The organism is Cupriavidus necator A5-1, from assembly GCF_000744095.1.
Classification (GTDB): Bacteria; Pseudomonadota; Gammaproteobacteria; order Burkholderiales; family Burkholderiaceae; genus Cupriavidus; species Cupriavidus necator_A.
Genome location: NZ_JQLI01000004.1, coordinates 303,986 through 330,096, shown reverse-complemented (window position 1 = coordinate 330,096; position 26,111 = coordinate 303,986). Strand labels below are relative to the sequence as shown.

The following is a 26,111-nucleotide window of genomic DNA, read 5'->3' as shown; positions in this document are numbered from 1 at the left end:
CATGCGGGCCAACCAACTTGCTGTATGGCATGCCGACACATCAATTTCGCTCGGCGATCGCGTTCACCATCCCCGCGAGGATGTCGCGTACGCGCGACTCGTTGAGCGAGATTCCGGCATGCAGGTTGTGGTTAACCGGCTCCTGCAAGAGCGTCGTGTGATTGCCATTGTGGGCGAAGCGCTGTAGACCGCCTTAATGAGCGAGGGAGATGTTATGAGTTCGCGCGCGCCTCTGGAGGCGGCCGCAGCCATGCACCTTGTGTACGATCGAAATCACCTCTCGACTGAGGAGCGACACGCAATGCCGCGCGCGGCTCAGCTGCTGACACAAGAGGATTGGGCAGCCATTACCGCCGCCGTTCCAGCGAGCCCCGATCCGCTCTTCGGGGAGAATGTAGAAGAGCGTTTCGCGAAGCACACAAGCAAATCTGTGAGGAGAGACTGTCCAGCCAGGACTAGGCACATTGGCATGCGCCGCCTGACTGAGCACCGCGATCTGGATGGCTTCGGCGTAGGCACCCCGACAGGGATTGGGGGCTTGGTATAGCTCGACAAGTACCCCGCTGCTATGTACGCCGACTTTTTTTCCGCTGCTGATGGTCGCGGCTGGATTCCTGCTTATCCACGCTCAGACCGGATCTTTAGTAATCATTCTTTGGCCTACTCAACCCGGAAGAGCTCCACACGCTGTCCGGCATTGACCGCTTGCTGCAGCCACGCCGGCAGTTCCCCGTGCCCGTCCCAGCTCTGCCCCTCGGCGTTGCGGTAGCAGACGGGGCGCTGGATCGGCGGCGCCGCAAAGCCCCAGCCGTAGAACAAAGGAAAGTTGGGTCTTCCGCACTTTGTGTGACGGCCGCGTCGAGGGCTTGATCTCGGGCCGATCTAGCCCCACGTTGATCGTTACCATGAGCCAAGTTCTCGTTGGGATCGATCGTATTCTCGCCCGTGTGGGTAAGCGCGTCGTCTCCAGCGACGCGCGAGGGGAGACCATCACTGTCGAAGCCCGCAGTACGGTTCGTGCGGCACATTGTCCTGCCTGCCGTCGTTGGAGTAACCGACTCCACGGCAGCTATGTGCGCAGTCTGGAAGAACGACCGATGCTCGAGCAGCGGGTCGTTCTCGCCGTTGAGGTGCGTCGCTTCAAGTGCGCGAACGCCGGCTGCCCCCGTCGTACGTTTGCCGAGAACATCCACGCCTTGGCCGGTCGGCATCAACGTCGAACGCGATCGCAGGCTCGGGCGTTGCACGCGCTGGGCCACGCCCTCGGTGGTGAGGCGGCAGCCCGGCTTGCTAACGCCTTGGGCTTGCGCACCAGTGCCGACACGGTGCTGCGGGAGTTGCGAAGAGCTCCTGGGCGCAAGCGCAAACCACGACCGCGGGTCGTCGGCATCGATGACTGGGCGATCGCGCGCGGTCACCAGTACGGAACGATCATCGTCGACCTGGAACGACGTGAGCCGATCGAAGTGTTCGCCGGCAGGGAAACAACTGCGGTGGCCGCATGGATGCGTGCGCACCCATCGATCGAGATCGTCGCCAGGGACCGGGCCGGGGCCTACTCCGGGGCGGTCGATATCGCGCTGCCGGCAGCCAAGCAAGTCTCCGATCGCTGGCATCTGCTGTGCAACCTGCGCGACAACGTCGAGAGGCTGCTGTACCGACTCGGGCCGCAACTGCGCCAAGCCGCGCAGCAATCGAGGTCGGTGGCGTGACCCTGGGCCGGCAGGGGGTGCTGAGCCGCACCTCACTGCGGTCATGGCAGCGCCTGAGCGATCAGCGACGCGCCACGCGGCTGGCGCTGTACGAGCGGGTGATGGCGCTACGCGCCCAGGGCGGCACGATGAAAGGAATCGGGCGCGAGCTCTCAAGCGACCATCGAACCGTGCGCAAGTTCATCACCGCGGGGGCCTTCCCCGAGCGCGCACCCAAGGCGCGGGGTCCGACGCCTTTGGATCCCTATCGCAGCTATATCGAGGAACGAATCGCCCAGGGCTGTCGCTGTCCGAGACTGATCTGGCAAGAACTCAAGCAGCGAGGCTATACGGGCAGTCGCGCCGCCGTGCAGAATTGCGTGGTCCGCCCCCTCTTTCCGCAGGGCAAGGTACCGCTTCTCCAGGCACCCGTGCGCACGATGCCGTGCCCGTCGGTCCGGCGCGTGTTCGGATGGCTTGTCGGATGGAGGAAGCTCGCCGTCGAGGAGCCCAGGAGCGCGGACCACGAGCGCTTCGTGCAGGCGCTGTACAAGATCGAACCCGTGGTGGGCGAGGTTCGCAGCCTCGCGCGGGAGTTTCTCGGGCTCATGCACCGGCGAAGTCCGTGGCAGTTCGATCGATGGTTGAAGAGTCTGTCGCGCTGCGACGCTGCGGAAATGCGTAGGTTCGCGCAAAGCCTGCGCGCCGACTTACCGGCTGTGCGGGCGGCCTTCAGGCTGCCATGGAGCAATGGCCAGACCGAGGGTCACGTCAACCGGCTCAAGTTCCTCAAGCGCCAGATGTATGGCCGCGCGAACATCGAGCTTCTACGGCTGCGGGTATTGAAGCCAAACTGAACGACCGGCCTGCCTTGTCCTGCTGGACACGCTAGTCCGATCGCCATCGCAGGCGGGTGAGCTCGTGCGGCCGGCACGAGGCTGGCGGGCTCGCCCACGTTCGTCAACAAGCAGAAGAATGGTGGTGGTGGGCGGTGGAGACGACGGCCGTTCCACGCTACAACATCCTCCACGCCAGTGCGCCCTCCTCACACAAAGTGCGGAAGACCCAGAATTACTTCGTTCTACGCCCAGCGCACGATGGTCGGACCCAGGTTGGCCCACACCGCCAGCCCGACTGTGCGCTGGCCGATCTGCTCGCAGGCCTCCGGCAACACCGCGCCCGCCAGCCGCGCATCCCCTCCAATCATGATCCTGGCCGTCCACTGGTCGGCTCGAAGATAACTGCGTCCCGACCTTCAAGCACTTCAAAGAGCTGCAGCCTGGGACTTTGCTCACCTGCGAGCCGCCGACCGCACGGCGCGCCGCGCTAGGGAAATCCACTAGTCCGTTCCAACGATTCCCCGGCGGCGCGCCATCACTACGCTGTCACCACCGGCACACGCGAATGCCTGGTCTGTCCCAACGATGGCCACCGCGTCGGGGGCACCCCGAATGCCGACCGGCGGATCGCCACCGGATGACGCAGGAGACCTTCGTCCTGACACAGCCATCGCCGGCCATTCCCCGTTAAAAGGAGCGAGACTTCAATGAAATCCAGTACACAACGACTGATACGCGGTGGCCTGCTGGTCACCAGCATGGCGCTGGCCGCGGCATCGTGGGCGAAGGTCACCCCGGAAGAACTCAAGCAGCTTGACAGCACCCTCACGCCGATGGGCGCCGAGCGCGCCGCCAGCAAGGACGGCGATGTCCCCGCATGGACCGGTAAATGGCTGGGCACGCCGTCCCACGTCAAATATCAGCGCGGCGAACGATACCCGGACCCGTATGCCGACGAAAAGCCGCTGTTCGTCATCACCGCGCAGAATATGGCGCAGTATGCCGAGCGCCTGAGCGACGGCCAGAAGGCGCTGTTCAAGAAGTACCCCGACACCTTCAAGATGCCGGTGTACCCCAGCCATCGCGACTTCCGCTACGAGGACGCGGTCTACAAGGACATCCGCACCCAAGCCTCCACCGTCACCATGACGAGCGATGCCAACGGGCTGAAGAACGCGAGTCCGCAGGTGCCCTTCCCGATCCCCAAGACCGCGATGGAACTGCTGTGGAACCAGCGCTTCTCGTCGGCCGTGGGTACCGAAAAGGCCCAGTATGACCAGGCCGTGGTCTACCCGAACGGCTCGATCGCATGGGGACGCGTGTCCTACAGCATCCTCTCGCCGCGCAATAACGGCAAGTTCGATCCGAACAACGCGCTCAATGACCGCTCCTTCTTCCGCACCGCCATCGACCTGCCGCTGCGCGACCGCGGCCAGGTGATCGTGGGCTATGCCGTGTGGGACCAGGAAGGCTCGGACACCAACCGCACCTGGATCTACAACCCGGGCACGCGGCGCGTACGCCAGGCGCCGGAGTTCGGCTTCGACCAGCCCCAGGGCTCGGGCGGCTTCCGCACGGTGGATGACGACCGCCTCTTCAACGGCTCCGGCGAGCGCTACAACTGGAAGATCGTCGGCAAGAAGGAGATCTATGTCCCGTACCACAACTACAAGCTGCTGAGCGCGTCGGTCAAGTACAAGGACCTGCTGACCAACGGCCACGCCAATCCGGAAGTCATGCGCTATGAGCTGCATCGGGTCTGGATCCTGGAAGCAACGCTCAAGCCTGGCTTCCGCCACCAGTATGCGAAGCGCGTGCTGTATCTCGATGAAGACACCTGGCAGGCCCGCGCCGCCGACAACTACGATGGCCGCGGCCAGTTGTGGCGCGCCAATCTGCAGGCCTCGGTCTACGCTTACGATGCGCGCCGCTATCATCCGACCGTGGCGTTCTACCATGACCTGGTTTCCGGCGCTTACCTGGCGGACCGCCTGACCAACGAAGGCCCGATGATCTCGCTGAACAACAGCCCCGAATTCAACGAGGCGTACTTCTCTCCGGACGCCGCGCGCGGGTCGGGTACCTGATCGCATCGTGATATCCGGCCGGGCGAGCCTTCGCCCGGCCAGTCCCTCCTCTCGCCCATGCCGCAAGGCAACGGCTCCCTCCCGCTGTTCCCCCAACGCCACCGCCCGCCAGCCGGCTGGCCTTCCGCCGATGCAACCCATCACCTCCAGCACGCCGCCGCCCCGGCCGTTCCATGCGATGGCCAAGCCCAGTGGATCCGACTGCAACCTGGACTGCACCTATTGCTTCTACCTCGAAAAGGAATCCCTGTACCCCGGCGAACGCAAGCGCCGGATGCAGGACAATGTACTGACCGCGTATGTCCGCAACTACATCGAATCGCATCCGGCCGGGTCGGAAGTCGTCTTCACCTGGCAGGGCGGCGAACCCACATTGCCTGGCCTGGATTTCTATCGCCGCGCGGTCGCGCAGCAGCGTTTCCGTGCCGGACGGACCATCAGCTACAGCTTCCAGACCAACGGCCTGCTGCTGGACGATGCCTGGTGCGGGTTCTTCGCCGAGCACGACTTCCTGATCGGCCTGTCGCTGGACGGCCCAGCCGATATCCATGACACGTATCGGGTCTCCGCAGGCGGCCAGCCGACTCACGCGCTGGTGATGCGTGCGCTCGGGAAACTCCAGGCGCATCGCGTCCGCTATAACGTGCTGGCGTGCGTCAACCGCCGCGGCGCAGCCGAGCCACTGCGGGTCTACGAGTTCATGCGGACCCACGGCATCAGCCATATCCAGTTCATTCCCGTGGTCGAACGCCTGTCCGGCGCGGCGGACAGGGCCATTGGCCTGACGCTGCACGGCCCGGGTGGCAAAGTGTTGGCGCCGGCATTGCCAGGTGCAACGGGCAGCGTGACCGGATGGTCCGTGTTGCCTGCCGACTATGGCGACCTCCTCAACGCCATCTTCGACGCCTGGGTACGCCGGGATGTGGGCGAGATCCACGTGATGAACTTCGAGTGGGCGCTGGCGAACTACATGGGGGAGCCAGGCGCGGCCTGCCATCACCAGCCGACCTGTGGCCGCGCCGTGGTGGTCGAGCATAACGGCGACGTCTATGCCTGCGACCACTACGTCTATCCGGCGTATCGGCTGGGCAATCTGTCCACATCGTCACTGGCGAAAATGGTCGAGTCACCGGCACAGCATGCGTTCGGCCAGGACAAGCTCCAATCGCTGCCCCGGCAGTGCCGCGAATGCAAGATGCTCAAGGGTTGCTGGGGCGGCTGCCCGAAGCACCGCTTCACCGCGACGCAGGATTGTGAGCCTGGATTGATTTATCTTTGCGAAGGCTATTACCGATTCTTCGGTCACGTGGCGCCATACCTGGCGCCATGTCCGACCTGATCCGCGGTGGCAGGCCTGCCAGCGACATCACCCGGGCCGTCGTCCTGCGTGCAGGGACCGCACGGTAGTCACGCCGCCCTCGCCCGTTCACCGGACGAGGGCGGCCATCGCTGCTAGCGCAGGTCGATCGAGATGTTGTCGATGCGCCCCCCGCTGAAGGCATAGCCAGGCAGCGCATCCGCGGGATACAACCCTGCCGCGGGAGAGCTGCATAGGCGTCCTGAGGTATGCGTTGGCCGGCGCGGCGGCTTGTCTTTGCCGGCCTGCATTGTTCCCCTGACGACGCGCGGCCCGAAGTACACATCGACAGAACCGTCGGCGTTCTGCTTCAGGTCCTTGAGCGAAGACAGCGACGGACGGCGCTGGTCGGCCTGCACGAAGCTGAAGGTGTCGGCGTCATAGGCCGACACCGACCAGTATTCCTGGACGGGCACATTGGCCGGCACGTGCAGGCGATAGGTTCCCGAACCCTCCAGGAAGCGCCCGCCGCCGTCGCGATACGTGGTCGCGTAGATTGCCCCCTTCCCCACCAGCGGCTTGTAGCCGGGCGCGAGGAACTTGTGCATGCCGAAGCCGAAACGGAACAGCGCCGCGCGTTCGTCGATCTCCGTGCGCGTGCCGAGTTCCTGCGTGTAGTGCGACATGCCCGTCGCCGCGCGCCACTGCGTGCCCTTGAACATCTGGGCGCGCGTTTTACGCGGATTGAACTCAAGGTTCGCGACCATCAGGCGCCCGGTGCGCGCGGCGCGCTCGAGGATGGCGGACAGGCGCGCATCCGGCGCAAACGGCTCGCCCGGTTCGATGCCCAGCGTGGCCAGCATGCCGAGCATCACGCGGTCGCGCTCTTCGCCAGGCTCTTCGCCCACGCGCTGCGCCAGCAGCCTGAAGAAATCCAGGCCATGGGGCGTGAGGCCATCGTAGTCGTCCATCCCCATGCGCCGCATGCGCAGCGCGGGTGGCGCCGCGTGCGCCGCGTACGGGTACAGGTTGGCCCGCGCGAGCCGCGCCACGGTGCCTTCGACCGGCTCACCCGGCTTGCGCACGGCGCGCAGGAACACCATGCCATTATTGGTCGCCGAACGGCGCACGGTATATCCGCTATCCGGGAGTTCGCCACGGTAGCCGGGCGGCACCAGCAGGTACCTGCCGCCGTTGCCGGCATCCGGCCCGACCCGCCCCACGTCCTCCAGCGGGCGCTGCCACGCATCCAGGATCACGCCGTACTGGTTCCCGGCCGGAATTTCGACCACCAGCGGGCCGCTGTCCCGCAGGTTGAAATAGCTGAACGAATAGACGACATCGTCGTTGCCCGTCTGCAGCCCGCTGGTTGACCTGCTCGAGCTGGTCGAACACAAACGGCTCCATCGGCCGGATGCCGATGCGGCGTGCGCCCTCGGCCATGGCACCGAGCCCGACCAGCGGCTGAGCCCAGATATAAGCCTGCACGGCGCGCTGGTAGTCGAGCTCGTCATAGAGACGTTTCGCCATATCGCCATCCGGATAGTGCGAAGCCGCAAAGGCCAATGCCGTGTCCGCCGTGTCGCCGGCAGCAGTGGCAAAGCCAGCCGCACCGGCTAGAAAGGCTGCTGCCAACCGCGCTGATGCTTCCCACCTCATTGCCGGCTCCTCATTGCTGCCGCACCAACTGCGGCATGGCGTAGGTCCCGTCGACCAGCGGCGCGGTCGGGCCATAGAAGCGTGCCGCCAGCCGGAACGGGCCTTGTGCAGGCACCGGCAGCCAGTTTCGCGCCTGCTCCGGGTCGGACGGCTTGTCGTGCTGGAAATACAGGGTGAGCTTGCCGTCCTTCACCGCGAACTGGCCCGCCGCGACCTGGTAGCTCGTCACGCTGTAGCGGTCGATCGGGTTGTCGACAAAGTAGCCGCTGTCGTCGTAGACCGGCAGCTCCCAGAACTCGGTGACGGGCGGCAGGTTCTTCATGTCCAGCGTCATCGTGTAGCGATGGGCACTGTCCAGCGGCTTGCCCTGCGCGTCCGTCATGGCATAGGCAATCGTGTGCGACTGGAACGGCACGGGGCTGCCCCAGGCAATGTCCGCGGCGCCGGCCCTGACCTTGTAGTCGTTGCTGCTATAGAAGAGGCTGCTCTGCAGCCTCCAGCCGTTCATGTCGATCTGCGCGGCGCTGAATGCCGCGCGTGCCTCGGCGCGCGCGGCGTCGAAGCCCTTCTGCACGGCGCTGCGCTGTGCGGGCGTGAGCCGTTCCGGATCGAATTTCACGCCCTTGCGCAAGCCCAGCGGCGCCAGCGCGAGCAAGGTGTCGCGCTCGGTCACCGAGTCCTTGCGCTGGGTCAGGGTTTCGTCGTTGATCACCAGGCTGGCGAGCTGCAGGTAGTCGGTGGCCGTCATCGCGTTGGCCACGTCGGGAATCTGCGCCATGCGCGCAAAGGTGCGGTAGCTGGCGGACTGCTTCGGCACCTCGGCCAGCGCCACCGGCTTGCCGCCGTTGCGTTGCCAGCGGTCCAGGGGCTCGACGCTGACGCCGTCCATCAGGCGATGTGCGGCCCCGAAGTCGGCGGCGTCGCGCGTGGTCACCGCCACGCGCAGCGTGATGGCAAACGCGTCAGAAGGCGCGCGCACGACTTCCGTGCCGCGAAAGCCTTTGGGCAAGGCGCCTTTCCAGTTCGGCCCGACGATCAGGTAGCGCTGCGGCGCGTTGCCGGTGAACTGGCTGCCCACCATGAAGAACCAGTCGGCGTACTGGTCCAGCGCCTGGATGCTCCAGTAGCGGCCATCTTCGACCTTGGGCGAGGTAACCGCCACCGGCTGGCGCGACAGGTCGAAGAAACCGCCGGAATACAGCGTGGAGGCGTTCGGCGTGGTCGCGAAGCGCTCTTTCGCGGTGAAGAGCTCCCGGTTCTGCGCCAGGCGGTTGATGCCGCGGTAAGCCGGCATCTCCTGCGCCTGCGTGAAGACGTAGCGCAGCTCATAGAACCCTGTCTGCTGCAGGCCCCAGAAGTACGCCCGCCGGGTCAGCGTCTCGATCTGCGCCGGCGTCAGCCGAGCATCGACCCCGGCGGGGGGCAGCGGCGCCGGCGCCGGCTGGGCGTGGACCTGCAGGCAGGCCAGGGCAAGGACGGCGGCGCGGGCGGGCCGCAGCCAGTTGGCATGCATTGGCGTGCTCCTTGTGGTGAAGAAAGCGGCACGCTCCGCCGCTATGCACGCCAGTGTCCCGGCAACGCCGGATGCCGGCATCGTCCGGCTGGGTAACCGCCATCTACTCCAAATATGGGTGGCGCCGCGATGGGGCGCGTGCTCTGCTCAGCTGAGCGACACGACACTGTTGAGCAGCGTGCGCACCAGCTCGGCCTGCCGCGTGACGCCCGCCTTCTGGAAGATCGAGCGCAGATGGGCGCGCACCGTATTGGTCTTGACCTTGAGCGATTGCGCCGCGTCCTCCAGCGAAGCGCCGTTGGCCATCAGCAGCGCCAGCGATGCTTCCGTCGGCGTGAAGTCGAACAGTTGGCGCAACACCTCGACCGAGGTCTGCGCGCTGCAGGCGGGGTCGCGGATGACCACCACGCAAGCGGGGCACCATTTGTTCTCTTCCGACCATTCCCGCATGGGGATGGCGCGGATCAGCACCTCCAGCCGGCCCGTGTGCGAAGGCCTGGCCACTGACATCGCTTCCACCATGGGCGCGGAGGCACCGTCATCCTGCGCGAACGAGATCGAATTGATCGAGCGCTGCACCAGCTCACGGAAGCGGCTGCGATCTCGTGTGTCCGCGAACTCGAACTTGCCGCCGCGCAGGCGGATGCCGTCATTCTCGCCCAGCACCGTACGGGCGGCCGCATTGGCCTTGAGCACCAGGCCCTGGTCGTCCAGCACCACCATGCCGATCAGCATGCGGTCCACCGCGTGTTCATAGAGGCCACGTTCGGACTCGGCCACGTCGATGCGGGAATACAGGTCGACGGCGCGCTTGATATGCGGCAGCAGCGCCAGGCAGATGGCTTCGTCCTTCTCCGAGAAGTCTCCGGCGTCATGGCCCCGGCACAGGCGAAAACGGCACACCACGCCGTCGGCCGTCTGGATATCCGCGCCGAGGATATAGCGAATATCCAGGCCCTTGAGCAGTTCCTGGTAGATGGCGCTGCGGCACCAGGCCTCGGTGCCGACGAACTTGTCCACCGTGGTCACGGTGCCTGGCGGGATGTCGACAAACGGGTCCAGCGAATGGTAGTAGCTGTTGTACGTGACGCCCTGGCGCGCGTAGGTGTCGCGCGGCGGCATGTTGAACATCGAGGCGGGACGATCCAACGTGGGCGGCCGCAGGATCAGGGTCGCGGCACAGGCGTTGAGCAGGACACGCACGGACTCGAGCGCGCTGGACCACGGCGCTTCCTCCAGCGGCCCGCGATAGATGGCGTCGAGCAGCTCGCCATACTGCGGGACCGTGAAGCCCGCCAATGCATAGATTGAAGGCTCGACCAAATGCCCGGTTGTCGCCATCAACGTATTCCTCTCGTGTCCAGGTGAAAATTTGCCGGCCGGATTGTTCCACGGCATCCGGGGTTGGCGCTATTGGCGTTCACCCGAAGGCATGCCGGCGCGCCGGCGCATCGTCCGTGTGGGCAGGGGGCTTCTACTCCATTCCGAGGTGGTGCACAGGCGCCGGCTCCGCCTATCGTCTCCGGCAGAAAACTTGCCTGGAGATCACCTCAATGCGTCCTGCAGCCCCTTCCCGGCTGAAGGCAGGCGCCCTTGCCTGCCTTGCCCTGCTTCACTCCACCGTGACCGTATCCGCACACGGCAGCGGTATGCCCGACACCAGCGGCCTGGCCCTGCCGCTTCCTGAGATCAAAACGACCCCGGGCGTCATCGCCCAGACTTTCAAGGATTCCACCCCACCCACGCGCCAGTGGCACAAGGCCCCGGCCGGCGCACCGAACGTGGTGGTGGTGCTGCTCGACGATGTCGGCTTCGGTGCCGCCGGCACCTTCGGCGGCCTGATCCCGACGCCGACGCTGGACGCCCTCGCCAGCCGCGGCCTGCGCTACAACCGCTTCCACACGACGGCCATGTGCTCGCCCACGCGCGCCGCGCTGCTGACGGGGCGCAATCCACACGCGGTCGGCTGGGGCGTGGTTAGCGAACTGAGCACGCCGTACGACGGCTACGTCGGCATCATCCCGAAAAGCGCCGCCAGCGTCGCCGAAATCCTGCGCCAGCACGGCTACGCCACCTCGGCCTGGGGCAAGTGGCACAACACCGCGGTGTGGGAATCGTCCTTCAACGGCCCGTTCGACCACTGGCCCACCGGCCAGGGCTTCGAGCGCTTCTACGGCTTCCTCGGCGGCGAGACCGACCAGTACGAGCCGGCGCTGGTCGACAACACCGCACCGGCGCGCCGGCCCGACAAGCCGGGCTACCACCTGACCGATGACCTGGCCGATCACGCCATCGCCTGGATGCAGCAGCAGAAGTCGGTCGCGCCGGACAAGCCCTTCTTCGTGTATTTCGCGCCCGGCGGCACGCATGCGCCGCTGCAGGTGCCCAGGCCATGGATCGATCGCTTCCAGGGCCGGTTCGACCAGGGCTGGGACAAGATGCGCGAGCAGATTTTTGCGCGGCAGAAAGCGCAAGGGGTGGTGCCTGCCGATGCCGTGCTAACGCCGAGGCCGAATGAACTGCCCGCCTGGGACAGCCTTTCCGCCGACAAAAAGAAGGTCGCGGCCCGATTGATGGAAACGTATGCCGGCTTCCTGGCTCATACCGATGCCCAGGTCGGACGGCTGGCCGCTTCCCTGGAGCGCATGGGCCAGTTCGACAACACACTGTTCCTCTACATCGTCGGCGACAACGGCGCCAGCGCCGAAGGGGGCCTGTATGGCCACTTCCACGAGATCGACAGCTTCAACGGCGTTGCCGAAGACAGCGCAACGAATGCCGGCCGCCTGGACCAGATCGGCGGGCCGGCGTCGCTGCCGCACTACGCCTCGCCGTGGGCGTGGGCGATGGATACCCCGTTCCAGTGGATGAAGCAGGTCGCCTCCCACCTCGGCGGCACGCGCAACCCCATGGTCGTCAGCTGGCCGGCGCGGATCCGCGCGCCGGGCGGGCTACGCTCGCAGTTCAGCTACGTCAGCGACCTGATGCCGACCATCCTGGAGGCGGCGCGGATTGCCGTGCCGACGCAGGTCAACGGTATCGCCCAGCAAGCCGTGGACGGACAGAGCCTGCTCTACACCTTCAACGCTCCCGACGCACCGGGGCGCCGCCGCACGCAGTATTTCGAAATGGTCGGCAATCGCGCGATCTACCACGACGGCTGGATGGCATCGACCCGGCCGGCGCACATGCCATGGAACCTCATGGCCCGCAGCGCCAGCGCGCTCGGCACCGAGCAGTGGGAGCTCTATCACCTCGACAAGGACTTCTCGCAGGCCCGCGACGTTGCCGCGCAGCACCCCGGCAAGCTGCGGGAGCTGCAGCAGTTGTTTTGGCGTGAAGCGGGTGCGAACAAGGTCCTGCCGCTCGACGACCGCTTCCTTGAGCGTTTGTCGCTGACCAACGATGCCGCACAGGCGCAACAGCGCCCCAGCCTGACCGCGGGCCGCAGCCGCTTTGTCTATTACGCGGGCGCCGTCGGCATCAATGAAGCCAGCGCGCCGAACCTGAAGAACCGCTCGTACGTGATCGCCGCCAAAGTCCGTGCGCCGGAGCGCGGCGCCCAGGGGGTACTCGCCGCACAAGGCGGCTCAGGTTCCGGCTGGTCGCTGTATGTGAACGAGCACGGGCAGCCCGTCTACACCTATGTGTTCGCAGGCAAGCGTACGACGCTCACCAGCGAAGCACGCCTGCCGGCCGGGGAATCGGAGGTACGCCTGGACTTTGCCTACGACGGCAACGGCCGTGGCAAAGGTGGCATGGCAACGCTGCTGGTCAACGGCCGGACCGCCGGCCAGGCCCGCATCGAACGCACGGTGCCGGCGCTGTTCTCGATCAGCGAGCCGTTCGATGTTGGCACTGACAGCCAGTCGCCTGTGGGCGAATATCCGCGGGACTATGGCTTTACTGGCGCGATCGACAATATCGCGTTTGATGTGCGGTAAGGCACGGAGGCCGTTCGCGTTAGCCGAGACCCCTCGCACGCACCCCTCTCGCGCCCGCGGGAGAGGGGTGGGGGTGAGGGCAGGAGCGTCCACGAAGTGAAGCCTTAACGTGCTTGCCAAACGCCTGCCCTCTCCCCCGGCCCCTCTCCCGCAAGCGGGAGAGGGGAGCAAACCGGCGGCATTGGCAAACGCTGCCGCCGCTTCAGAACGTCAGCGGCCGCTGCACGGCATCCAGGCCGCCGTCGATAAACACCACATTGCCGTGCATATAAGCCGCCTGCGGCCCGCACAAGAAGGCAATCAGCGCAGCCACCTCCTCAGGCTGGGCACGGCGCCCCAGAGGCGGCAGGAAGTCCCGGATAGCATCGCCATAGCGCGGATCCTCCAGGCCCGCCCGCAGCAGCGGCGTCTCCACCGCGCCCGGCGCCACCACGTTAAGGCGCACACTGGCCTGGCCCCAAGCCGCGGCACGTTGCCGCGCGGCCGCCGTCACCGCATGCTTGGAGCTGGCATAGGCGATATAGCCAGCCTGGTCCCGGGTAGCTTGCGCCGCCGCGGCGGCCTCGACCATCGCACGCACGGCGGCCTCATCGCCGGCGAGGTAGGCATCCCGCAGCGGGCTGCCCTCCCAGGACTGGAGCGTGGCCGAGTTGGACGACACCACCACGGCGCACGGATCCGAGCCCTGGCGCAGCGCCTCGAACAAGCCGTCCAGCAGCGCCACCGCGCCGAAGTAGTTGACCGACGCCACCAGCGTGGCGGGATCGACATGCGGGCCCAGGCCGGCGCAGCAGACCAGCTGGTCGATGCGGCCGCCCGAGCGCGACAGTACGGCGTCAATGGCAGCAGCGCGGCCCTGCGGAGTGGACAGGTCGGCAAGGATGTCCGCGTCGCGCAGGTCGATGCCGATGACCCGGCAGCCGTCGGCGAGCATGCGCTGGCGCACGGCTGCGCCCATGCCGGAGGCGGCGCCGGTAATGACTACGGTTTTCATGGTCAGCCCTCGAATACATGCCGCAGCGCCGGCGGTTCGATATTGCCTGGGTTCAGCTCGAACACGCGCCGCGCCACGCTGGTCGGACGCACCTGCTCCACGTCGGTGTAGAACTGCTGGTACCAGTCGCGCATCTGGTAGATCGGCCCGTCGCCTTCGCACAGCAGCGGGTTGTCGATGCGGATCTTGCTGTCCCAGATCACCACGTCCTCATAGAAGGCCTGGCGCGCCTGCTCCACGTAGGCTTGCGCCATGGCGCGGTTCTGCTCCTCGGACAGCCCCGGGATCTTCCTCACCAGCACGCCGTAGCGCAGCACGAAGCTGTTCAGGTCGATCGGCACATGGCAGTTGAGCAGGATCGAGTGGATCTGCTGGCCGCCCATCTGGCCGGTCATGTCCGTGATGTGGTACGCCGGCCCGAAGTACGTGGACAACGCTGTCAGGCGCGCATCGCCTGACAGCCGCGCACTGCGCCCGATCATCAGCTGCGTGGCCTTGTGGTCTTCGAACAGATTGGCAAAGTAGTCCACCGGCGCGCCATGGACCACGCCGAAATGCGCCATGTCCGAGATGTTGTCGACCAGTTCGCGGCAGTTGGTGCGGATCACCATCTCGTCCATGGCCCACTCCGACCACTCCGGCGAGGAGCAGGCGTCGATGCGCGGGATCGCCACCTCCGGCGGCGCCGGGCGGCCCTCGGAGTCGTGCCAGATGAACAGCAGCCGGTTCTGCTCGCAGGTCTCCCAGGCGCCGACACGCGCCTTGGGCGGCACCCGTTTGCAGTAGGGGATGGACTTGCAGCCGCCGTCGCCGCCCCACTGCCAGCCGTGGAACGGGCATACCAGGTTGTCGCCCTGCACGGTGCCGGTGCTGAGGTCCGCCCCCATGTGCGGGCAGTAGCCGTCGATCACCCGAATGGCGCCGGTCGAGTCGGCAAACGCCGCCAGGCGCCGGCCGAAGATGTCCAGTGTGTGCGGCTTGCCGTCGCGGTAGGCATCGGCCAGGCCGAGGCAGTGCCAGCCGCGCGCGTAGCGGGCCTCGGGCGGGCGTGATTCGATCTTGTAGCCGCTGATGCCGGTTTGGCTCATGGTGTCTCCTTGAAATCCCGTGGGAACTTCAAGATAAGAGCGTCCGGCCGGCGCCTCATCGTCCCATCGGACTACTGCAAGGCAACCATGCGGGTGAGCGCCGGGTCATTGCCGGGGCCATGCACGCAGCTGACGCCGGCCGGGTCGTAGATCCTGGCCACGCAGCCATTGCAGCTGTCGCAGGCCGAGCGCATCACCGCGCCGCTGCGCCAGTTGGCGACCAGTGCGGGATCATGGATCAGCGCGCGCGCCAGCGCGACGCAGTCAAAGCCCTCTTCCATCAACTGCGCCACGTTGTCGAGCGACTTGACGCCGCCGACGTACGCCAGCGGCATGCGCACCGCCTGCCGCACCACGCGCGACGCCTCGAGGAAATACAGCTCGCGGAAGGCCAGGTCGCGCGGCGTGCGCTTCTCCAGCATGGTGATGCCGAAGCGCGCCAGCGCAGTCGGCGCGGCGGCCTTCATCTGCGCCGTCGGCATCGGGCTGCCGAACAGCGCCCACGGGCTTTCCACGTTGCGCCCACCGCTGAGCGTCAGCAGGTCGGCGCCTTCCGCCTCCAGGATGCGCGCGGTCACGGCGGAATCCGGCGGCTGGTTGCCGCCCGGCACGCCATCGCTGACGCTCAGCTTGCAGCACACCGCCATGTCGGCGCCGACCGCATCCTTCACCTGCCGCAACACCGCGGCCGGAAAGCGTGTCCGGTTCTCCACGCTGCCGCCGAACGCGTCGCGCCGCCGGTTGCTCAACGGCGACAGGAACTGGTTGAGCAGGTAGCCGTGCCCCATGTGGATCTCGACCGCGTCGAATCCGGCTTCGCGCGCCAGCCGCGCCGCCGCAACAAACTGGCCGGCAACGCGCGCCATGTCCGCCTCGCGCATGGCGCGCTGGAAATACACGCCGTGCATCATGCCGAAGGCATTGAGCCCGGACGATGCACTGCCCGGCGCGCGGCTGCCGCCGTGGCGCATGGTGGTGAACGACCCCGCATGGGTGATCTGCAGGCAGGCCGCCGCGCCTTCGCGGTGCACGGCGTCGGTCAGCACGCGCAGGTGCGGCACCTGCTCCGGGCGCATGCTGAGCTGGTGCGAAAAGGTCAGTCCGTCTTCGGCCACGGCGGCATACGCCACCGTGGTCATGCCCACGCCGCCCGCGGCGAGATCCCGGTGATGCCTGACCAGCGCCTGGGTCGGCAGTCCATGTGGCGTCATGCCCTCGTTCGCGCCCGCCTTGACAATGCGGTTACACAGCGTGAGCGGGCCGATGCGCAATGGCATGAATGCCGCTGCGGCGGATGACTGGCTATCGTGCATGTTGTTTCTCCGGATTCACCTGCTTGGCTCAGACCGCGTCCGATTTCAGTGCGTGTGCCGACGGCGCCGTCTCGCCGCTGGTTGCGGCCCCGCTGGTTCCGGCGGCAACGCGCGCACGCTCCTCGTCCTCCACCCCCAGCCACGCGGCCAGCGCCGGCAGCAGCGACACCGCGCCGAACAGGTTCACCAGGAACATGAAGGCCAGCAGGATCCCCATGTCGGCCTGGAACTTGAGCGCGGCAAAGGCCCAGGTGCCCACGCCGATGCACATCGTCAGCGCCGTGAACAGCGCTGCCGAGCCGCGCTGGCGCATTGCCTCGGCAAAGGCCTGCGGCAACGCCTGCCCTTCCTCGCGGATCTGGTGCTGGATGCGCTCGTACAGGTAGATGCCGTAGTCGACGCCGACGCCCACGCCCAGCGTGATGACCGGCAGCGTCGACACCTTCAGCCCGATGCCGAGGCGCGCCATCAGCGCATTGCACAGCACCGACACCAGCGACAGCGGCACAATGATGCACAGCACCGCGCGCCACGAGCGGAACGTCAGCAGGCACAGCAGCGTGATCGCGCCGAAGATCGCCAGCAGCATCGCCACTTCGGCCTCCTCCACGGCCTCGTTGGTGGCCGCCATCACGCCGATATTGCCGCCGGCCAGGCGGAAGGCCACGTTGGGCGTCTTGTCGCCGGCGGTAAAGCGGCGGATCTCGCGGATGATATGGGCGATGGTAGCGCCCTCGTGGTTGGCGGTGTAGATCTGCACCTGGATCGCCTGGCAGTTGGACGTATTCATGCCGTTGTCGGGATCGTAGGCCTTGGCGCCCTGGCTCAGCCCCTGGCTGCTGCGCGGCAGTGCCTCCCAGCGCGGGTTGCCCTCGTTGTTGGCGCCGATCACCACCTTGGCCAGCGACGATACGCTGACCACCGACTGTACGCCGGACACGCCGCGCATATGCATCTCGAAGCGTTCCACCGCGCTCATCACCGGGTAGTGCAGGCAACCGTCGTCGAAGCCGGTCGGCTCCACCACCACGGTCAGCGCATCCGAGCCGATGTTGTACTGGCTCACGATGCTGGCGCTGTCGCGGTTGTAGCGCGAGTCCGCGCGCAGCTCCGGCGCGCCGCTGCCGACATCGCCGATCTTCAGGCCGCGCGACTCAATGGCGCCGCCCGCCAGCAACGCCAGCGCGGCGATAAACACCCCGAGTGCCGGCGCCGGACGCGCGAGTGCGCCGAACTTCTGCCACAGCCCGACATTGCCCTGCGCGCGCCGCGCCTGCGAGCGCGCCAGCGCCGACGGTTCCAGCCGCGTGTACGACAGCAGGATCGGCAGGAACACCTTGTTGGTCACGATCATCAGCAGCACGCCCAGGCAGGCCGTGATGCCGAGCTCGCGCACGATGTCGATCTCGATGCGCATGATCACCATGAAGCCCAGCGCATTGGTCAGCAGCGCCACCGTGCCGGGGATGAACAGCTTGCGGAAGGCTGCCCCGGCGCTGTCCAGTGCATTGTGCCCCTGCACCACTTCCTGCTTCCAGGCATTGGTCATCTGCACCGCATGCGAGACCCCGATCGAGAAGATAAGGAACGGCACCAGGATCGACATCGGGTCGATGCCATAGCCCAGCAGCGGCAGCAGGCCCAGCAGCCAGCCCACCGGCAGCAGCGCCACCACCAGCGCCAGCAGTGAAATGCGCAGCGAGCGCGTGTACAGCCACAGCAGCAGTGCGGTCACGGCGAAGGCCAGCGCGAAGAAGCCCATCACGCCGGCGATCCCCGCTTCGACATCCCCCACCAGCTTGGCGAAGCCGACGATATTGACTTCAACGTCCTGGCCGCTGAACTGCGCGCGGATCTTTTCCAGCTGGCGCGCGACCGAACCGTAGTCGATGGCCTTGCCGGTGGCCGGATCGGTCTCGCGCAGTTCCGCGCGGATCAGCGCGGACTTCAGGTCATTGCTGACCAGCCGGCCGATCTGGCCCGAGCGCGCGACATTGCGCCGCACCTTGTCGAGCTCGGCCGGCGTGCCCGAGAAACGCCCCGGCACCACCACGTCGCCGCGGAAGCCGGCCTCGGTCACCTCGGTGTAGCGCACGTTGGGGGTGAACAGCGAGAACACACGCGACCGGTCCACGCCGGGGATGAAGAACACTTCATCGGTGGCGTGGCGCAGCTTGTCCATAAAGGCGGCGTTATAGATGTCGCCGTCGCCCTTCCAGCGCATGCTCAACAGCACGGTATTGGCACCGGAGAAGGTGCTCGCGTATTTAGTGAACACCTGCATGTACGGGTGCTGCAGCGGGATCATCTTGTTGAAGCCGGGATCGAGCCGCAGGCGCGTGGCCGAGAAGCCCAGCGCCACGGTCACGGCCAGGCACAGCAACAGCAGCAGGCGGCGCCGGCGCATCAGCACGCTGGCGCAGGCATCGACGAAGCGGCCCAGGCGGCCGGAGGATTGGGGGCGGTTCATGATCGTTCTCGCGTTCGGTCAGGCGGGGGTTCAGCGGTTGGCGGGGAGCGTCGCGCCGGCAAGGCCGCCACTGCCGCCCAACGCCAGCGTGTCCTTGCCGGCGGGCACGAGCGCGGCCAACGTCTGCGGGCTGCCGGCTGGCAACGCCGCGAAATGGCGCCCGCCATCGGCGGACATCACCAGCGTGCCGCCCTGCCCGGCCAGCACGATGCGGCCATCGGGCAGATCGGCGCCGCCGAAGAATGACGTCCTGAGACCAGTTTCCGCGGCGTGCCAGGTAGTGCCGAAGTCCTCGCTACGCAGCGCGTTGCCGCGCATGCCAAAGGCCAGCCAGGCGCCGTCGCGCAGCGGCAGCACACCATACAGCGAGCCTTCATAAGGGGTCTTGACCGGCTCCCAGCGACTGCCGCCATCGGTCGAGCGCAGCACCAGGCCGGCTTCGCCGACCAGCATCAGGCGTCCCTGCCCGTCGCCGGCGATGCCGTTCAGGTGGCGGTCTTGCATGGCCTTGTCGCCGGCCTCTTCCCAGTGCCTGCCCTGGTCGCGCGAGACCAGGAAACGGCCGAAGCTGCCCACGGCGAACCACGGCCCGCTGCCCTGCGCCCAGGCGCCCATCAAGGGGTCGGACGATTGCGTGTCGAAGGCAACCTGCTGCCAGTGCGCGCCGCCGTCTTCGGTGCGCAGGATCAGGCCGCTGTGGCCCACCGCGATGCCAAGGCGGCTGTCGGCAAAGGCCACCTGTGTCAGCGTGGCGCCTTGCGGCTTGTCCACCGCGGCCGGGCGCCAGTGGCGGCCCTGGTCATCGCTGAACAGGATCTTGCCGCGCTCGCCCACCGCCACCAGGCGCTCGCCGGCGCGGGCGATGCCATTGACCTGCAGGCCATCAGGGCGCAGCGCAGTGGCCGGGAACGGCGGCAGCGGGCGCGGGGCGAAAGCCCATACCGCGGTGGCCAGCACGGCCAGCGACATGGCGATGCCGATCAGTCGTTTCATATGTCTCCTCGTATGGAGTGATGGCAGGCGGCCTCGTGGCGGGCCGTCCGCCGTTTGGCGACGCGTCTGCGGATAACCGCCGGTTTGCTCCCCTCTCCCATTTATGGGAGAGGGGCGGGGGAGAGGGCAGGAGTCTCCACGAAGTGAGGCGTCGCGATGCTTGCCAGGCGCCGGCCCTCTCCCCCGCCCCTCTCCCGCAAGCGGGAGAGGGGAGAAAACAGTTCGTTGCCGAAAGCCGCTCGTCTTACGGCAGTACGTCAAACAGCGCAGCAGCACCCATACCGCCACCAATGCACATCGTCACCACCGCCTGCTGCACACCACGGCGGCGGCCTTCGATCAACGCATGCGCAGTCATGCGCGCACCCGACATGCCGAACGGATGGCCGATCGAGATCGCGCCGCCGTTGACGTTCAGCCGCGCATCCGGGATGCCGAGCTGCTGCTGGCAGTACAGCACCTGGCAGGCAAAGGCCTCGTTCAGCTCCCACAGGCCCACGTCCGCCACCGTCATGCCATGGCGCGCGAGCAGCTTCGGCACCGCGAACACGGGCCCGATGCCCATCTCGTCCGGCGCGCAGCCCGCCACAGCCATGCCGCGGTAGCGGCCCAGCGGGCGCAGGCCACGGCGGCGCGCCTCGTCGGCGCTCATCAGCAGCACCGCGGCGGCGCCGTCCGACAGTTGCGAGGCATTGCCGGCCGTGATGTGCTCGCCGTCGGCCACCGCCTGCCCGCCGCTCCAGACGGGCTTGAGCGCCGCCAGGCTGCCGGCCGTGGTATCCGGCCGGTTGCATTCGTCCTGCGCCAGCCGTACGGTCTCGTGGCCGGTCATCGCGCCGGCCTTGTCGAACAGCGCGCGGCGCGTTTCCAGCGGCACGATCTCGTCGTCGAAGGCGCCGCGCCGCTGCGCTTCGGCGGTGCGCTGCTGGCTGCGCCAGGCGTAGGCATCCTGCTCGGCGCGGCTGATGCCGTAGCGGCGCGCCACCACCTCGGCGGTCTCGATCATCGCCATGTAGGCGGCCGGCTGCCGCGCCAGCACCGCTTCGGACTGCGCGCGGTAGCTGTTCTTGTGCTTGTTCTGCGTCAGCGAGATCGATTCCGCACCGCCGGCCACGATGATGTCGGCCTCGCCGCACTGGATCGCACGCGCGCCCGCCGCGATCGTCATCAGGCCCGAGCCGCACATCCGGTCCATGGTCATGCCCGGCACACTGTCCGGCAGACCGGCTGCCACCGCGCACAGGCGGCCCAGGTTGTAGCCCTGGGTGCCCTGCTGCGCGGCCGCGCCGATCAGCACGTCGTCCACTTCGGCCGGGTCCACGCCCGCGCGCTCGACCACCGCGCGCACCACGTGGCCGCCCAGTGCCGGGGCTTCGGTATCGTTGAAGGCGCCGCGGAAGGCCTTGCCGATGGGTGTGCGCGCGACGGCGACAATAACTGCTTCATTCATCTCGGTTCCTGTTTCAGAAGTAGTAGCGGCTGATCGTCTCGGCCACGCAGGCGGGCTTGCCCTCGCCTTCGATCTCCACCGTCATGCGCACCACCGACTGCACGCCACCCGGCAGCGTCTCGGCCCGCACCAGTTCGCCCACGCCGCGCACGCGCGCGCCCACGCGCACCGGCGCCGGGAAGCGCACCTTGTCGCAGCCGTAGTTGACGCCCCACTTCATGCCTTCGACGGTGACCAGCTCCGGCAGGAACTGGTTGACCAGTGCCAGCGTCAGGTAGCCATGGGCGATGCAGGCGCCGTAGGGGCCCTGCGCAGCGCGCTCGGGATCCACGTGCAGCCACTGGTGGTCGCAGGTGGCATGGGCGAACTGGTTGACCTGGTCCTGGGTGATGCGGGTCCAGCGGCTTTCGCCGAGGTGTTGACCTACGGCGGCGTGGATGTCTTCGGCAGAACGGAAGATTCTTGGCATTGCTGTTTCCTGTGTTCTTCAACTTGTCGGCCTGACTTGCCGACAAGCCCCCCAATCCCGCTGGTTTGCTCTTCTCTCCCGACGGGAGAGGGGCCGGGGGTGAGGGCAGGCGCTGGCATACCGACGCCCTTCACTTCGTTGACGCTCCGGCCCTCTCCCCCACCCCTCTCACACTGCGCGGGAGAGGGGTGCGTATGCGAGGGGCGGTGGTTAGGGGCCAACGCTTTGGCATACCGCCGGCTTCAAGCCCGCTGGCTGCTCACCGGCAACACCTCCCCTGTCATGTACGACGCATAATCACTAGCCAAAAACACCATCACATTCGCCACCTCCCACACCTCCGCCGCACGCCCGAAGGCTTCGCGCTCGCTGAGCTGGCGCAGCAGGTCGGCCGGCGCGGACTTCTTCAGGAAGTCGTGCAGCGCGATGCTGGGGGCCACCGCATTGATGCGCACGCCGAACTCGGCGGCCTCCATCGCGCTGCAGCGCGTCAGCGCCATCACGCCGGCCTTGGCCGCGGCGTAGTGCGACTGCTCCTTCTGCGCACGCCAGCCGAGCACCGAGGCGTTGTTGACGATGGCGCCGCGCCGGCGCGCCTGCATGTGCGGCAACATCGCGCGTGTCATGCGGAAGGTGCCGGTGAGGGAAATATCGATCACCCGCGACCACTCGGCATCGTCCATATCAACTAGGCGGCGCGAGCCGCCCAGGCCGGCGTTGTTGATCAGCACGTCGGTTCCGCCAAGTGCTTCTTCGGCGGCGGCGACCAGTGCACGCACCTGCGCTTCGTCGGACACATCGCAGAGATGGCCGTGAATGGCCGGCAGGCCGGTTTCCGCGCGCAGGCGTTCGACCGCTTCGGCCAGCCTCTTTTCGTGGACGTCGGAAATCATCAGCGCGCGGCAGCCCTCTTCCGCGCAGCGCCGTGCGGCGGCAAAGCCGATGCCGGCGCCCGCCGCGGCGGTGATGAGGACGCTCCTGCCGGCAAGCAGTTGGTGGCCCGGCACATAGGCCGGCGCTGCGGGGAATTCGGTGTTCAGGGTCATGACTGTCCTCTGGCCTCGCGCGGCATGCCAAGGCCGCGCGAGGCGATGATGTTGAGCTGGATTTCGTTGGTACCGGCGTAGATCGTGTCGGCGCGCGAGAACAGCGCCATCTGTTGCAGCCGCGTGCGGCGCGTGTCGCCGGCGTCCAGCACGTTGGCCAGCGGGCCCAGCACGTCCAGCGCCAGCTGGCCAAGGTCGCGATGCCAGTTGGACCAGTAGTACTTGTAGATCAGCGCCTCGCGCTGCAGCGCCATGTCGACATCCTCGCCGTCCTGGCCGGCCTGTGCCGCGCCCGCCAGCATGCGCAGCGCGTTGGCGCGCATCACCCGCAGCCCCGCCCAGGCGCGCGCGATGCGCTGGCGCACCAGCGCGTCGCGGCTGCTGCCGTTGTCGCGCGCGGCCTTCGCCACCCATTCCAGCTCGTGCGTGAACTGCATCTGCTGGCCCAGCGTGGAGATGCCGCGCTCGAAGCCCAGCAGCGCCATGGCGATGCGCCAGCCGTCGCCAGGTTCGCCCAGCACGTCTGCGGCCGCGGCACGTGCGCCGTCAAAGAACACCTCATTGAATTCCGCGCCACCGCCCATCTGCCGGATCGGGCGAATCTCGATGCCGGGCTGGTCCAGCGGCAGCATCAGGAAGATCAGGCCCTTGCTGCCGCGCGAGCCGGGTTCGCAGCGCGCCAGCACGAAGATCCAGTCGGAATCGTGCGCGAGCGAGGTCCATACCTTCTGGCCGCTGACCAGCCAGTCGCCGCTGGCGGCATCGCACACCGCGCGCGTGCGCACATTGGCCAGGTCCGAGCCCGCGCCAGGCTCCGAGTACCCCTGGCACCAGAACGTGGTGCCGTTGCGGATGCCCGGCAGCAGGCGTGCCTTCTGGTCCTCGGTGCCAAACGCGATCAGGGTCGGGCCGATCAGCCCTTCGCCGATATGGCCCATGCGGCCCGGGCCGCCGGCGCGCGCATATTCCTCGTGGAAGATCACCTGGTGCATCACCGGCAGTTCGCGCCCCCCATGCGCACGCGGCCAGCCCAGGCCGGTCCAGTCGCCTTCGGCCAGGCGCCGTTCCCACGCCTTGCGCAGCTCGGGAAAGGCGTCTTCGTCGCCGGGGCCGCCGCGGTGCTTCAGGCAGGCGAATTCGCCGGCCAGGTTGGCGGCCATCCATTGGGCCACCTCGGCGCGGAATGGCGACTCTTCATGCGCTGTCATGCTGTCCTCCAGCTGTGCGGGCCATTTGCGGCGATGTAGGCAAGCGCCGCGCCGGCACCACCCAGCCAGTGGCTGGCGGCCTGCGCGCGCTTGAAATAGAGCTGGGGGTCGTATTCCCAGGTGAAGCCGACCCCGCCGTGCAACTGGATGGCCTCCTGTGCGCAGAAGCGCAGGGCATCGTCGGCCGCGACGGAGGCGGCGGCGACTTCGAGACGGGCGTCGGCCATATCGGTCGACTCCCACGCCCGCGCCGCGCCATACACCGCCGAGCGCGCCGCCTCGACCAGCACCATCATCTGCGCGCAGCGGTGCTTGACCGCCTGAAACGAGGCGATGGCGCGCCCGAACTGGATGCGCTCCGACGCATAGGCAACGGTCAGGTCCAGGCATTGCTGGGCCGCGCCAAGCTGCTCCGCGGCCAGCATCAGCTTGCCGTGCCACCAGGCGTGGGCCAGGCCCAGCGCCGCGGCGTCCCCCCGTGCCAGGCAGGCACTTGCGGAAACGGGCAGCCCGTCCAGCCGCAGCGAGGCAAGCGGCCGGGTGCGGTCCAGCGTATCGAGCGGCGCCAGCCTGATTCGCTCATCGTCAGCCAGCGCGACAGGCTCCAGCAGGAACAGCGCGGGCGCACCGTCATCGAGCCTCGCCGGCACCAGCAGCCAGTCGGCGCCGAAGGCATCGGGCACCTGGGCGGCGCCGCCGCGCAGCACGAAGCCGTCCGCGCTTGCGTGCGCAGTGATCGCTACCCCGTCGTAGTGCCAGCCGCCATCGTCAGGCAGCACCGCGGCGCCACGGCACTCGCCAACGGCCAGCCGCTCCAGCCACTGCGCGCTGCCGCGCTCGCCAAGGCTGGCATGCAGCCACGGGGCGACCAAGCAGGCGCTGGACCAGAACGGCACGCAGGCCACGCGCTGGCCCAGCTGCTCCTGCAGCAGCACGAGCCCGGTAGCGCCCAGGCCCACACCGCCCACGGCTTCCGGCAATGCGATGCCGCACCAGCCGAGCTCACCGGCGATCGCGCGCCACAGCGCGTCATCGTGGGCCGGACCCGCCTCGGTCACGCGCCGCACCGCCGCCGAATCGCTGTGCGTGGCGAGGTAGTCGCGCGCGCTGTCGCGGATCATCTGGTGTTCGACGGAAAAGGAGAAATCCATGGCCGTCGCGCTCAGCTGCCGTAGACCGGCTGGGGCGGCTGCACCTGCGCCAGCAGTCCGGCCACCGCCGCGCCCAGTTCCGCCGGCTGCCAGCGCGCGCCCTTGTCGGCCTTGGGCCCGGTGCGCCAGCCGTCGGCCACGGACACCATGCCGCCGGCCGCCTCGAACATGCGCCCGTTGACCTGCGCGGACTCCGCGCTGCCCAGCCAGACCACCAGCGGCGCAACGTTGGCCGGGTCGAAATAGTCGAAGCCGTCTTCCGGTGCCTTCATCATGTCGGCGAACACCTGCTCGGTCATGCCGGTGCGCGCGGCCGGCGCCAGCGCGTTGGCTGTGATGCCGTAGCGGCCCAGCTCGGCGGCCTGCACCAGCGTCAGCGCGGCAATGCCGGCCTTGGCGGCGGCGTAGTTGGACTGCCCGACCGAACCCTGCAGGCCCGCGCCGGAGCTGGTGTTGATGATGCGCGCGTCGACCTGTCGGCCCGCCTTGGCGGCGTCGCGCCACCGCTTGGCCAGCAGGTTGGCTAGGCAGAAATGGCCGCGCACGTGCACGCGCATGACGTCGTCCCAGTCCGCCTCGGTCAGGCTGACGAACATGCGGTCGCGGCAGATGCCGGCGTTGTTGACCAGCACATGCACTTCGCCGAAGGCCTCGACCGCCGCATCGACGATGCGCTGCGCGGTGGCCAGCTGCGTGATGTCGTCATCGTTGGCCAGCGCCGCGTTTGCATTCGCGCCGGCGGCGCGGATCTCCCCGCAGACCGCCTCGGCCGCCTCGCGCCGGATGTCGTTGACGACCACGTTGGCGCCCTCGGCGCCGAAGGCCAGCGCATAGGCGCGGCCAAGCCCGCCGCCGGCGCCGGTGATGATGACGGTGCGTCCGTCGCAGATTCCCATGGC

General features: G+C 67.6%; 21 protein-coding genes and 1 pseudogene. 6 read left to right on the top strand and 16 right to left on the bottom strand.

Annotation, left to right across the window (positions count from 1 at the left end):
• The first annotated feature begins 1 nt into the window (after window position 1).
• Entirely contained in the window at window positions 2-187 is a 186-nt protein-coding gene (locus K307_RS48590; protein ID WP_196251611.1) for a hypothetical protein, read from the top strand.
• Window positions 188-660: 473 nt separating this feature from the next.
• On the opposite strand, the pseudogene K307_RS51150 reads toward K307_RS48590, so the two are convergent.
• A pseudogene (locus tag K307_RS51150) lies at window positions 661-795 on the bottom strand (H-NS family nucleoid-associated regulatory protein); the annotation flags it as partial.
• Between the two features lie 110 nt (window positions 796-905).
• Between K307_RS51150 and K307_RS49730 the strand changes: the two are divergent.
• Window positions 906-1,712 (top strand): ISL3 family transposase, encoded by an 807-nt coding sequence (locus K307_RS49730; protein ID WP_080745215.1) that lies wholly within the window; start codon window positions 906-908, stop codon window positions 1,710-1,712.
• The gene (locus K307_RS49725; RefSeq protein WP_042883173.1) at window positions 1,709-2,548 is read left to right on the top strand and encodes a transposase; all 840 of its coding nucleotides are present in this window, start codon (window positions 1,709-1,711) and stop codon (window positions 2,546-2,548) included. Before K307_RS49730 ends, K307_RS49725 begins: the two co-directional genes overlap by 4 nt.
• A gap of 224 nt (window positions 2,549-2,772) precedes the next feature.
• On the opposite strand, the gene K307_RS50410 is transcribed toward K307_RS49725, so the two are convergent.
• The gene (locus tag K307_RS50410) at window positions 2,773-2,898 is read right to left on the bottom strand and encodes a hypothetical protein (RefSeq protein WP_268989222.1); all 126 of its coding nucleotides are present in this window, start codon (window positions 2,896-2,898) and stop codon (window positions 2,773-2,775) included.
• Between the two features lie 339 nt (window positions 2,899-3,237).
• On the opposite strand from K307_RS50410, the gene K307_RS23425 reads away from it, so the two are divergent.
• Both K307_RS23425 and K307_RS23420 read left to right on the top strand, forming a co-directional pair.
• Window positions 3,238-4,617, top strand: coding sequence for a DUF1329 domain-containing protein (locus tag K307_RS23425; RefSeq protein WP_042883172.1), 1,380 nt, complete (start codon window positions 3,238-3,240; stop codon window positions 4,615-4,617).
• 130 nt (window positions 4,618-4,747) lie between these two features.
• Window positions 4,748-5,956, top strand: coding sequence for an anaerobic sulfatase maturase (locus tag K307_RS23420; RefSeq protein WP_230626034.1), 1,209 nt, complete (start codon window positions 4,748-4,750; stop codon window positions 5,954-5,956).
• Between the two features lie 113 nt (window positions 5,957-6,069).
• Here K307_RS23420 and K307_RS23415 read toward each other — a convergent pair whose 3' ends face one another.
• From K307_RS23415 to K307_RS23405, 3 genes are all read right to left on the bottom strand, one after another.
• Window positions 6,070-7,311, bottom strand: coding sequence for a DUF1254 domain-containing protein (locus K307_RS23415; RefSeq protein ID WP_042883170.1), 1,242 nt, complete (start codon window positions 7,309-7,311; stop codon window positions 6,070-6,072).
• A gap of 272 nt (window positions 7,312-7,583) precedes the next feature.
• Window positions 7,584-9,086, bottom strand: coding sequence for a DUF1254 domain-containing protein (locus K307_RS23410; protein WP_042883169.1), 1,503 nt, complete (start codon window positions 9,084-9,086; stop codon window positions 7,584-7,586).
• A gap of 147 nt (window positions 9,087-9,233) precedes the next feature.
• Entirely contained in the window at window positions 9,234-10,427 is a 1,194-nt protein-coding gene (locus K307_RS23405; protein ID WP_042883167.1) for a helix-turn-helix transcriptional regulator, read from the bottom strand.
• 212 nt (window positions 10,428-10,639) lie between these two features.
• Between K307_RS23405 and K307_RS23400 the strand changes: the two genes are divergently transcribed.
• On the top strand, window positions 10,640-13,030 hold the full coding sequence (locus tag K307_RS23400; RefSeq protein ID WP_042883165.1) for an arylsulfatase: 2,391 nt from the start codon (window positions 10,640-10,642) through the stop codon (window positions 13,028-13,030).
• A gap of 202 nt (window positions 13,031-13,232) precedes the next feature.
• Here the strand turns inward: K307_RS23400 and K307_RS23395 are convergent, their stop codons facing one another.
• The 11 genes from K307_RS23395 to K307_RS23345 form a co-directional block, all read right to left on the bottom strand.
• Window positions 13,233-14,024 (bottom strand): SDR family oxidoreductase, encoded by a 792-nt coding sequence (locus K307_RS23395; RefSeq protein WP_042883164.1) that lies wholly within the window; start codon window positions 14,022-14,024, stop codon window positions 13,233-13,235.
• 2 nt (window positions 14,025-14,026) lie between these two features.
• Window positions 14,027-15,112 carry a Rieske 2Fe-2S domain-containing protein gene (locus tag K307_RS23390; RefSeq protein ID WP_042883162.1) on the bottom strand — a complete coding sequence of 362 codons (1,086 nt, stop codon included), beginning with the start codon at window positions 15,110-15,112 and terminating at the stop codon, window positions 14,027-14,029.
• A gap of 71 nt (window positions 15,113-15,183) precedes the next feature.
• Complete coding sequence (locus K307_RS23385) at window positions 15,184-16,425, bottom strand: NADH:flavin oxidoreductase (RefSeq protein WP_042883160.1); 1,242 nt, start codon at window positions 16,423-16,425, stop codon at window positions 15,184-15,186.
• A 28-nt stretch (window positions 16,426-16,453) separates the two neighbouring features.
• Window positions 16,454-18,895 (bottom strand): efflux RND transporter permease subunit, encoded by a 2,442-nt coding sequence (locus K307_RS23380; protein WP_042883158.1) that lies wholly within the window; start codon window positions 18,893-18,895, stop codon window positions 16,454-16,456.
• A 30-nt stretch (window positions 18,896-18,925) separates the two neighbouring features.
• Complete coding sequence (locus K307_RS23375) at window positions 18,926-19,888, bottom strand: WD40/YVTN/BNR-like repeat-containing protein (protein WP_042883156.1); 963 nt, start codon at window positions 19,886-19,888, stop codon at window positions 18,926-18,928.
• A 244-nt stretch (window positions 19,889-20,132) separates the two neighbouring features.
• On the bottom strand, window positions 20,133-21,338 hold the full coding sequence (locus K307_RS23370; protein ID WP_042883154.1) for an acetyl-CoA C-acyltransferase: 1,206 nt from the start codon (window positions 21,336-21,338) through the stop codon (window positions 20,133-20,135).
• A 13-nt stretch (window positions 21,339-21,351) separates the two neighbouring features.
• The gene (locus tag K307_RS23365; RefSeq protein WP_042883152.1) at window positions 21,352-21,807 is read right to left on the bottom strand and encodes a MaoC family dehydratase; all 456 of its coding nucleotides are present in this window, start codon (window positions 21,805-21,807) and stop codon (window positions 21,352-21,354) included.
• Window positions 21,808-22,049: 242 nt separating this feature from the next.
• The gene (locus tag K307_RS23360) at window positions 22,050-22,853 is read right to left on the bottom strand and encodes an SDR family oxidoreductase (protein ID WP_042883150.1); all 804 of its coding nucleotides are present in this window, start codon (window positions 22,851-22,853) and stop codon (window positions 22,050-22,052) included.
• The gene (locus K307_RS23355; RefSeq protein ID WP_042883148.1) at window positions 22,850-24,061 is read right to left on the bottom strand and encodes an acyl-CoA dehydrogenase family protein; all 1,212 of its coding nucleotides are present in this window, start codon (window positions 24,059-24,061) and stop codon (window positions 22,850-22,852) included. Before K307_RS23355 ends, K307_RS23360 begins: the two co-directional genes overlap by 4 nt.
• The gene (locus K307_RS23350) at window positions 24,058-25,212 is read right to left on the bottom strand and encodes an acyl-CoA dehydrogenase family protein (RefSeq protein ID WP_042883147.1); all 1,155 of its coding nucleotides are present in this window, start codon (window positions 25,210-25,212) and stop codon (window positions 24,058-24,060) included. The genes K307_RS23355 and K307_RS23350 overlap by 4 nt, the downstream gene beginning before the upstream one ends.
• Before the next feature lie 11 nt (window positions 25,213-25,223).
• Window positions 25,224-26,108 carry an SDR family oxidoreductase gene (locus K307_RS23345; RefSeq protein ID WP_042883145.1) on the bottom strand — a complete coding sequence of 295 codons (885 nt, stop codon included), beginning with the start codon at window positions 26,106-26,108 and terminating at the stop codon, window positions 25,224-25,226.
• Window positions 26,109-26,111: the final 3 nt, after the last annotated feature.

Excerpts from the sequence above, each read along its gene's own strand:
- K307_RS48590 (WP_196251611.1), top strand. The coding sequence starts at position 2 with ATGCGGGCCAACCAACTTGCTGTATGGCATGCCGACACATCAATTTCG.
- K307_RS49730 (WP_080745215.1), top strand. The coding sequence starts at position 906 with ATGAGCCAAGTTCTCGTTGGGATCGATCGTATTCTCGCCCGTGTGGGT.
- K307_RS50410 (WP_268989222.1), bottom strand. The coding sequence starts at position 2,898 with ATGATTGGAGGGGATGCGCGGCTGGCGGGCGCGGTGTTGCCGGAGGCC.
- K307_RS23425 (WP_042883172.1), top strand. The coding sequence starts at position 3,238 with ATGAAATCCAGTACACAACGACTGATACGCGGTGGCCTGCTGGTCACC.
- K307_RS23420 (WP_230626034.1), top strand. The coding sequence starts at position 4,748 with ATGCAACCCATCACCTCCAGCACGCCGCCGCCCCGGCCGTTCCATGCG.
- K307_RS23410 (WP_042883169.1), bottom strand. The coding sequence starts at position 9,086 with ATGCATGCCAACTGGCTGCGGCCCGCCCGCGCCGCCGTCCTTGCCCTG.
- K307_RS23405 (WP_042883167.1), bottom strand. The coding sequence starts at position 10,427 with ATGGCGACAACCGGGCATTTGGTCGAGCCTTCAATCTATGCATTGGCG.
- K307_RS23400 (WP_042883165.1), top strand. The coding sequence starts at position 10,640 with ATGCGTCCTGCAGCCCCTTCCCGGCTGAAGGCAGGCGCCCTTGCCTGC.
- K307_RS23395 (WP_042883164.1), bottom strand. The coding sequence starts at position 14,024 with ATGAAAACCGTAGTCATTACCGGCGCCGCCTCCGGCATGGGCGCAGCC.
- K307_RS23390 (WP_042883162.1), bottom strand. The coding sequence starts at position 15,112 with ATGAGCCAAACCGGCATCAGCGGCTACAAGATCGAATCACGCCCGCCC.
- K307_RS23385 (WP_042883160.1), bottom strand. The coding sequence starts at position 16,425 with ATGCACGATAGCCAGTCATCCGCCGCAGCGGCATTCATGCCATTGCGC.
- K307_RS23380 (WP_042883158.1), bottom strand. The coding sequence starts at position 18,895 with ATGAACCGCCCCCAATCCTCCGGCCGCCTGGGCCGCTTCGTCGATGCC.
- K307_RS23375 (WP_042883156.1), bottom strand. The coding sequence starts at position 19,888 with ATGAAACGACTGATCGGCATCGCCATGTCGCTGGCCGTGCTGGCCACC.
- K307_RS23370 (WP_042883154.1), bottom strand. The coding sequence starts at position 21,338 with ATGAATGAAGCAGTTATTGTCGCCGTCGCGCGCACACCCATCGGCAAG.
- K307_RS23365 (WP_042883152.1), bottom strand. The coding sequence starts at position 21,807 with ATGCCAAGAATCTTCCGTTCTGCCGAAGACATCCACGCCGCCGTAGGT.
- K307_RS23360 (WP_042883150.1), bottom strand. The coding sequence starts at position 22,853 with ATGACCCTGAACACCGAATTCCCCGCAGCGCCGGCCTATGTGCCGGGC.
- K307_RS23355 (WP_042883148.1), bottom strand. The coding sequence starts at position 24,061 with ATGACAGCGCATGAAGAGTCGCCATTCCGCGCCGAGGTGGCCCAATGG.
- K307_RS23350 (WP_042883147.1), bottom strand. The coding sequence starts at position 25,212 with ATGGATTTCTCCTTTTCCGTCGAACACCAGATGATCCGCGACAGCGCG.
- K307_RS23345 (WP_042883145.1), bottom strand. The coding sequence starts at position 26,108 with ATGGGAATCTGCGACGGACGCACCGTCATCATCACCGGCGCCGGCGGC.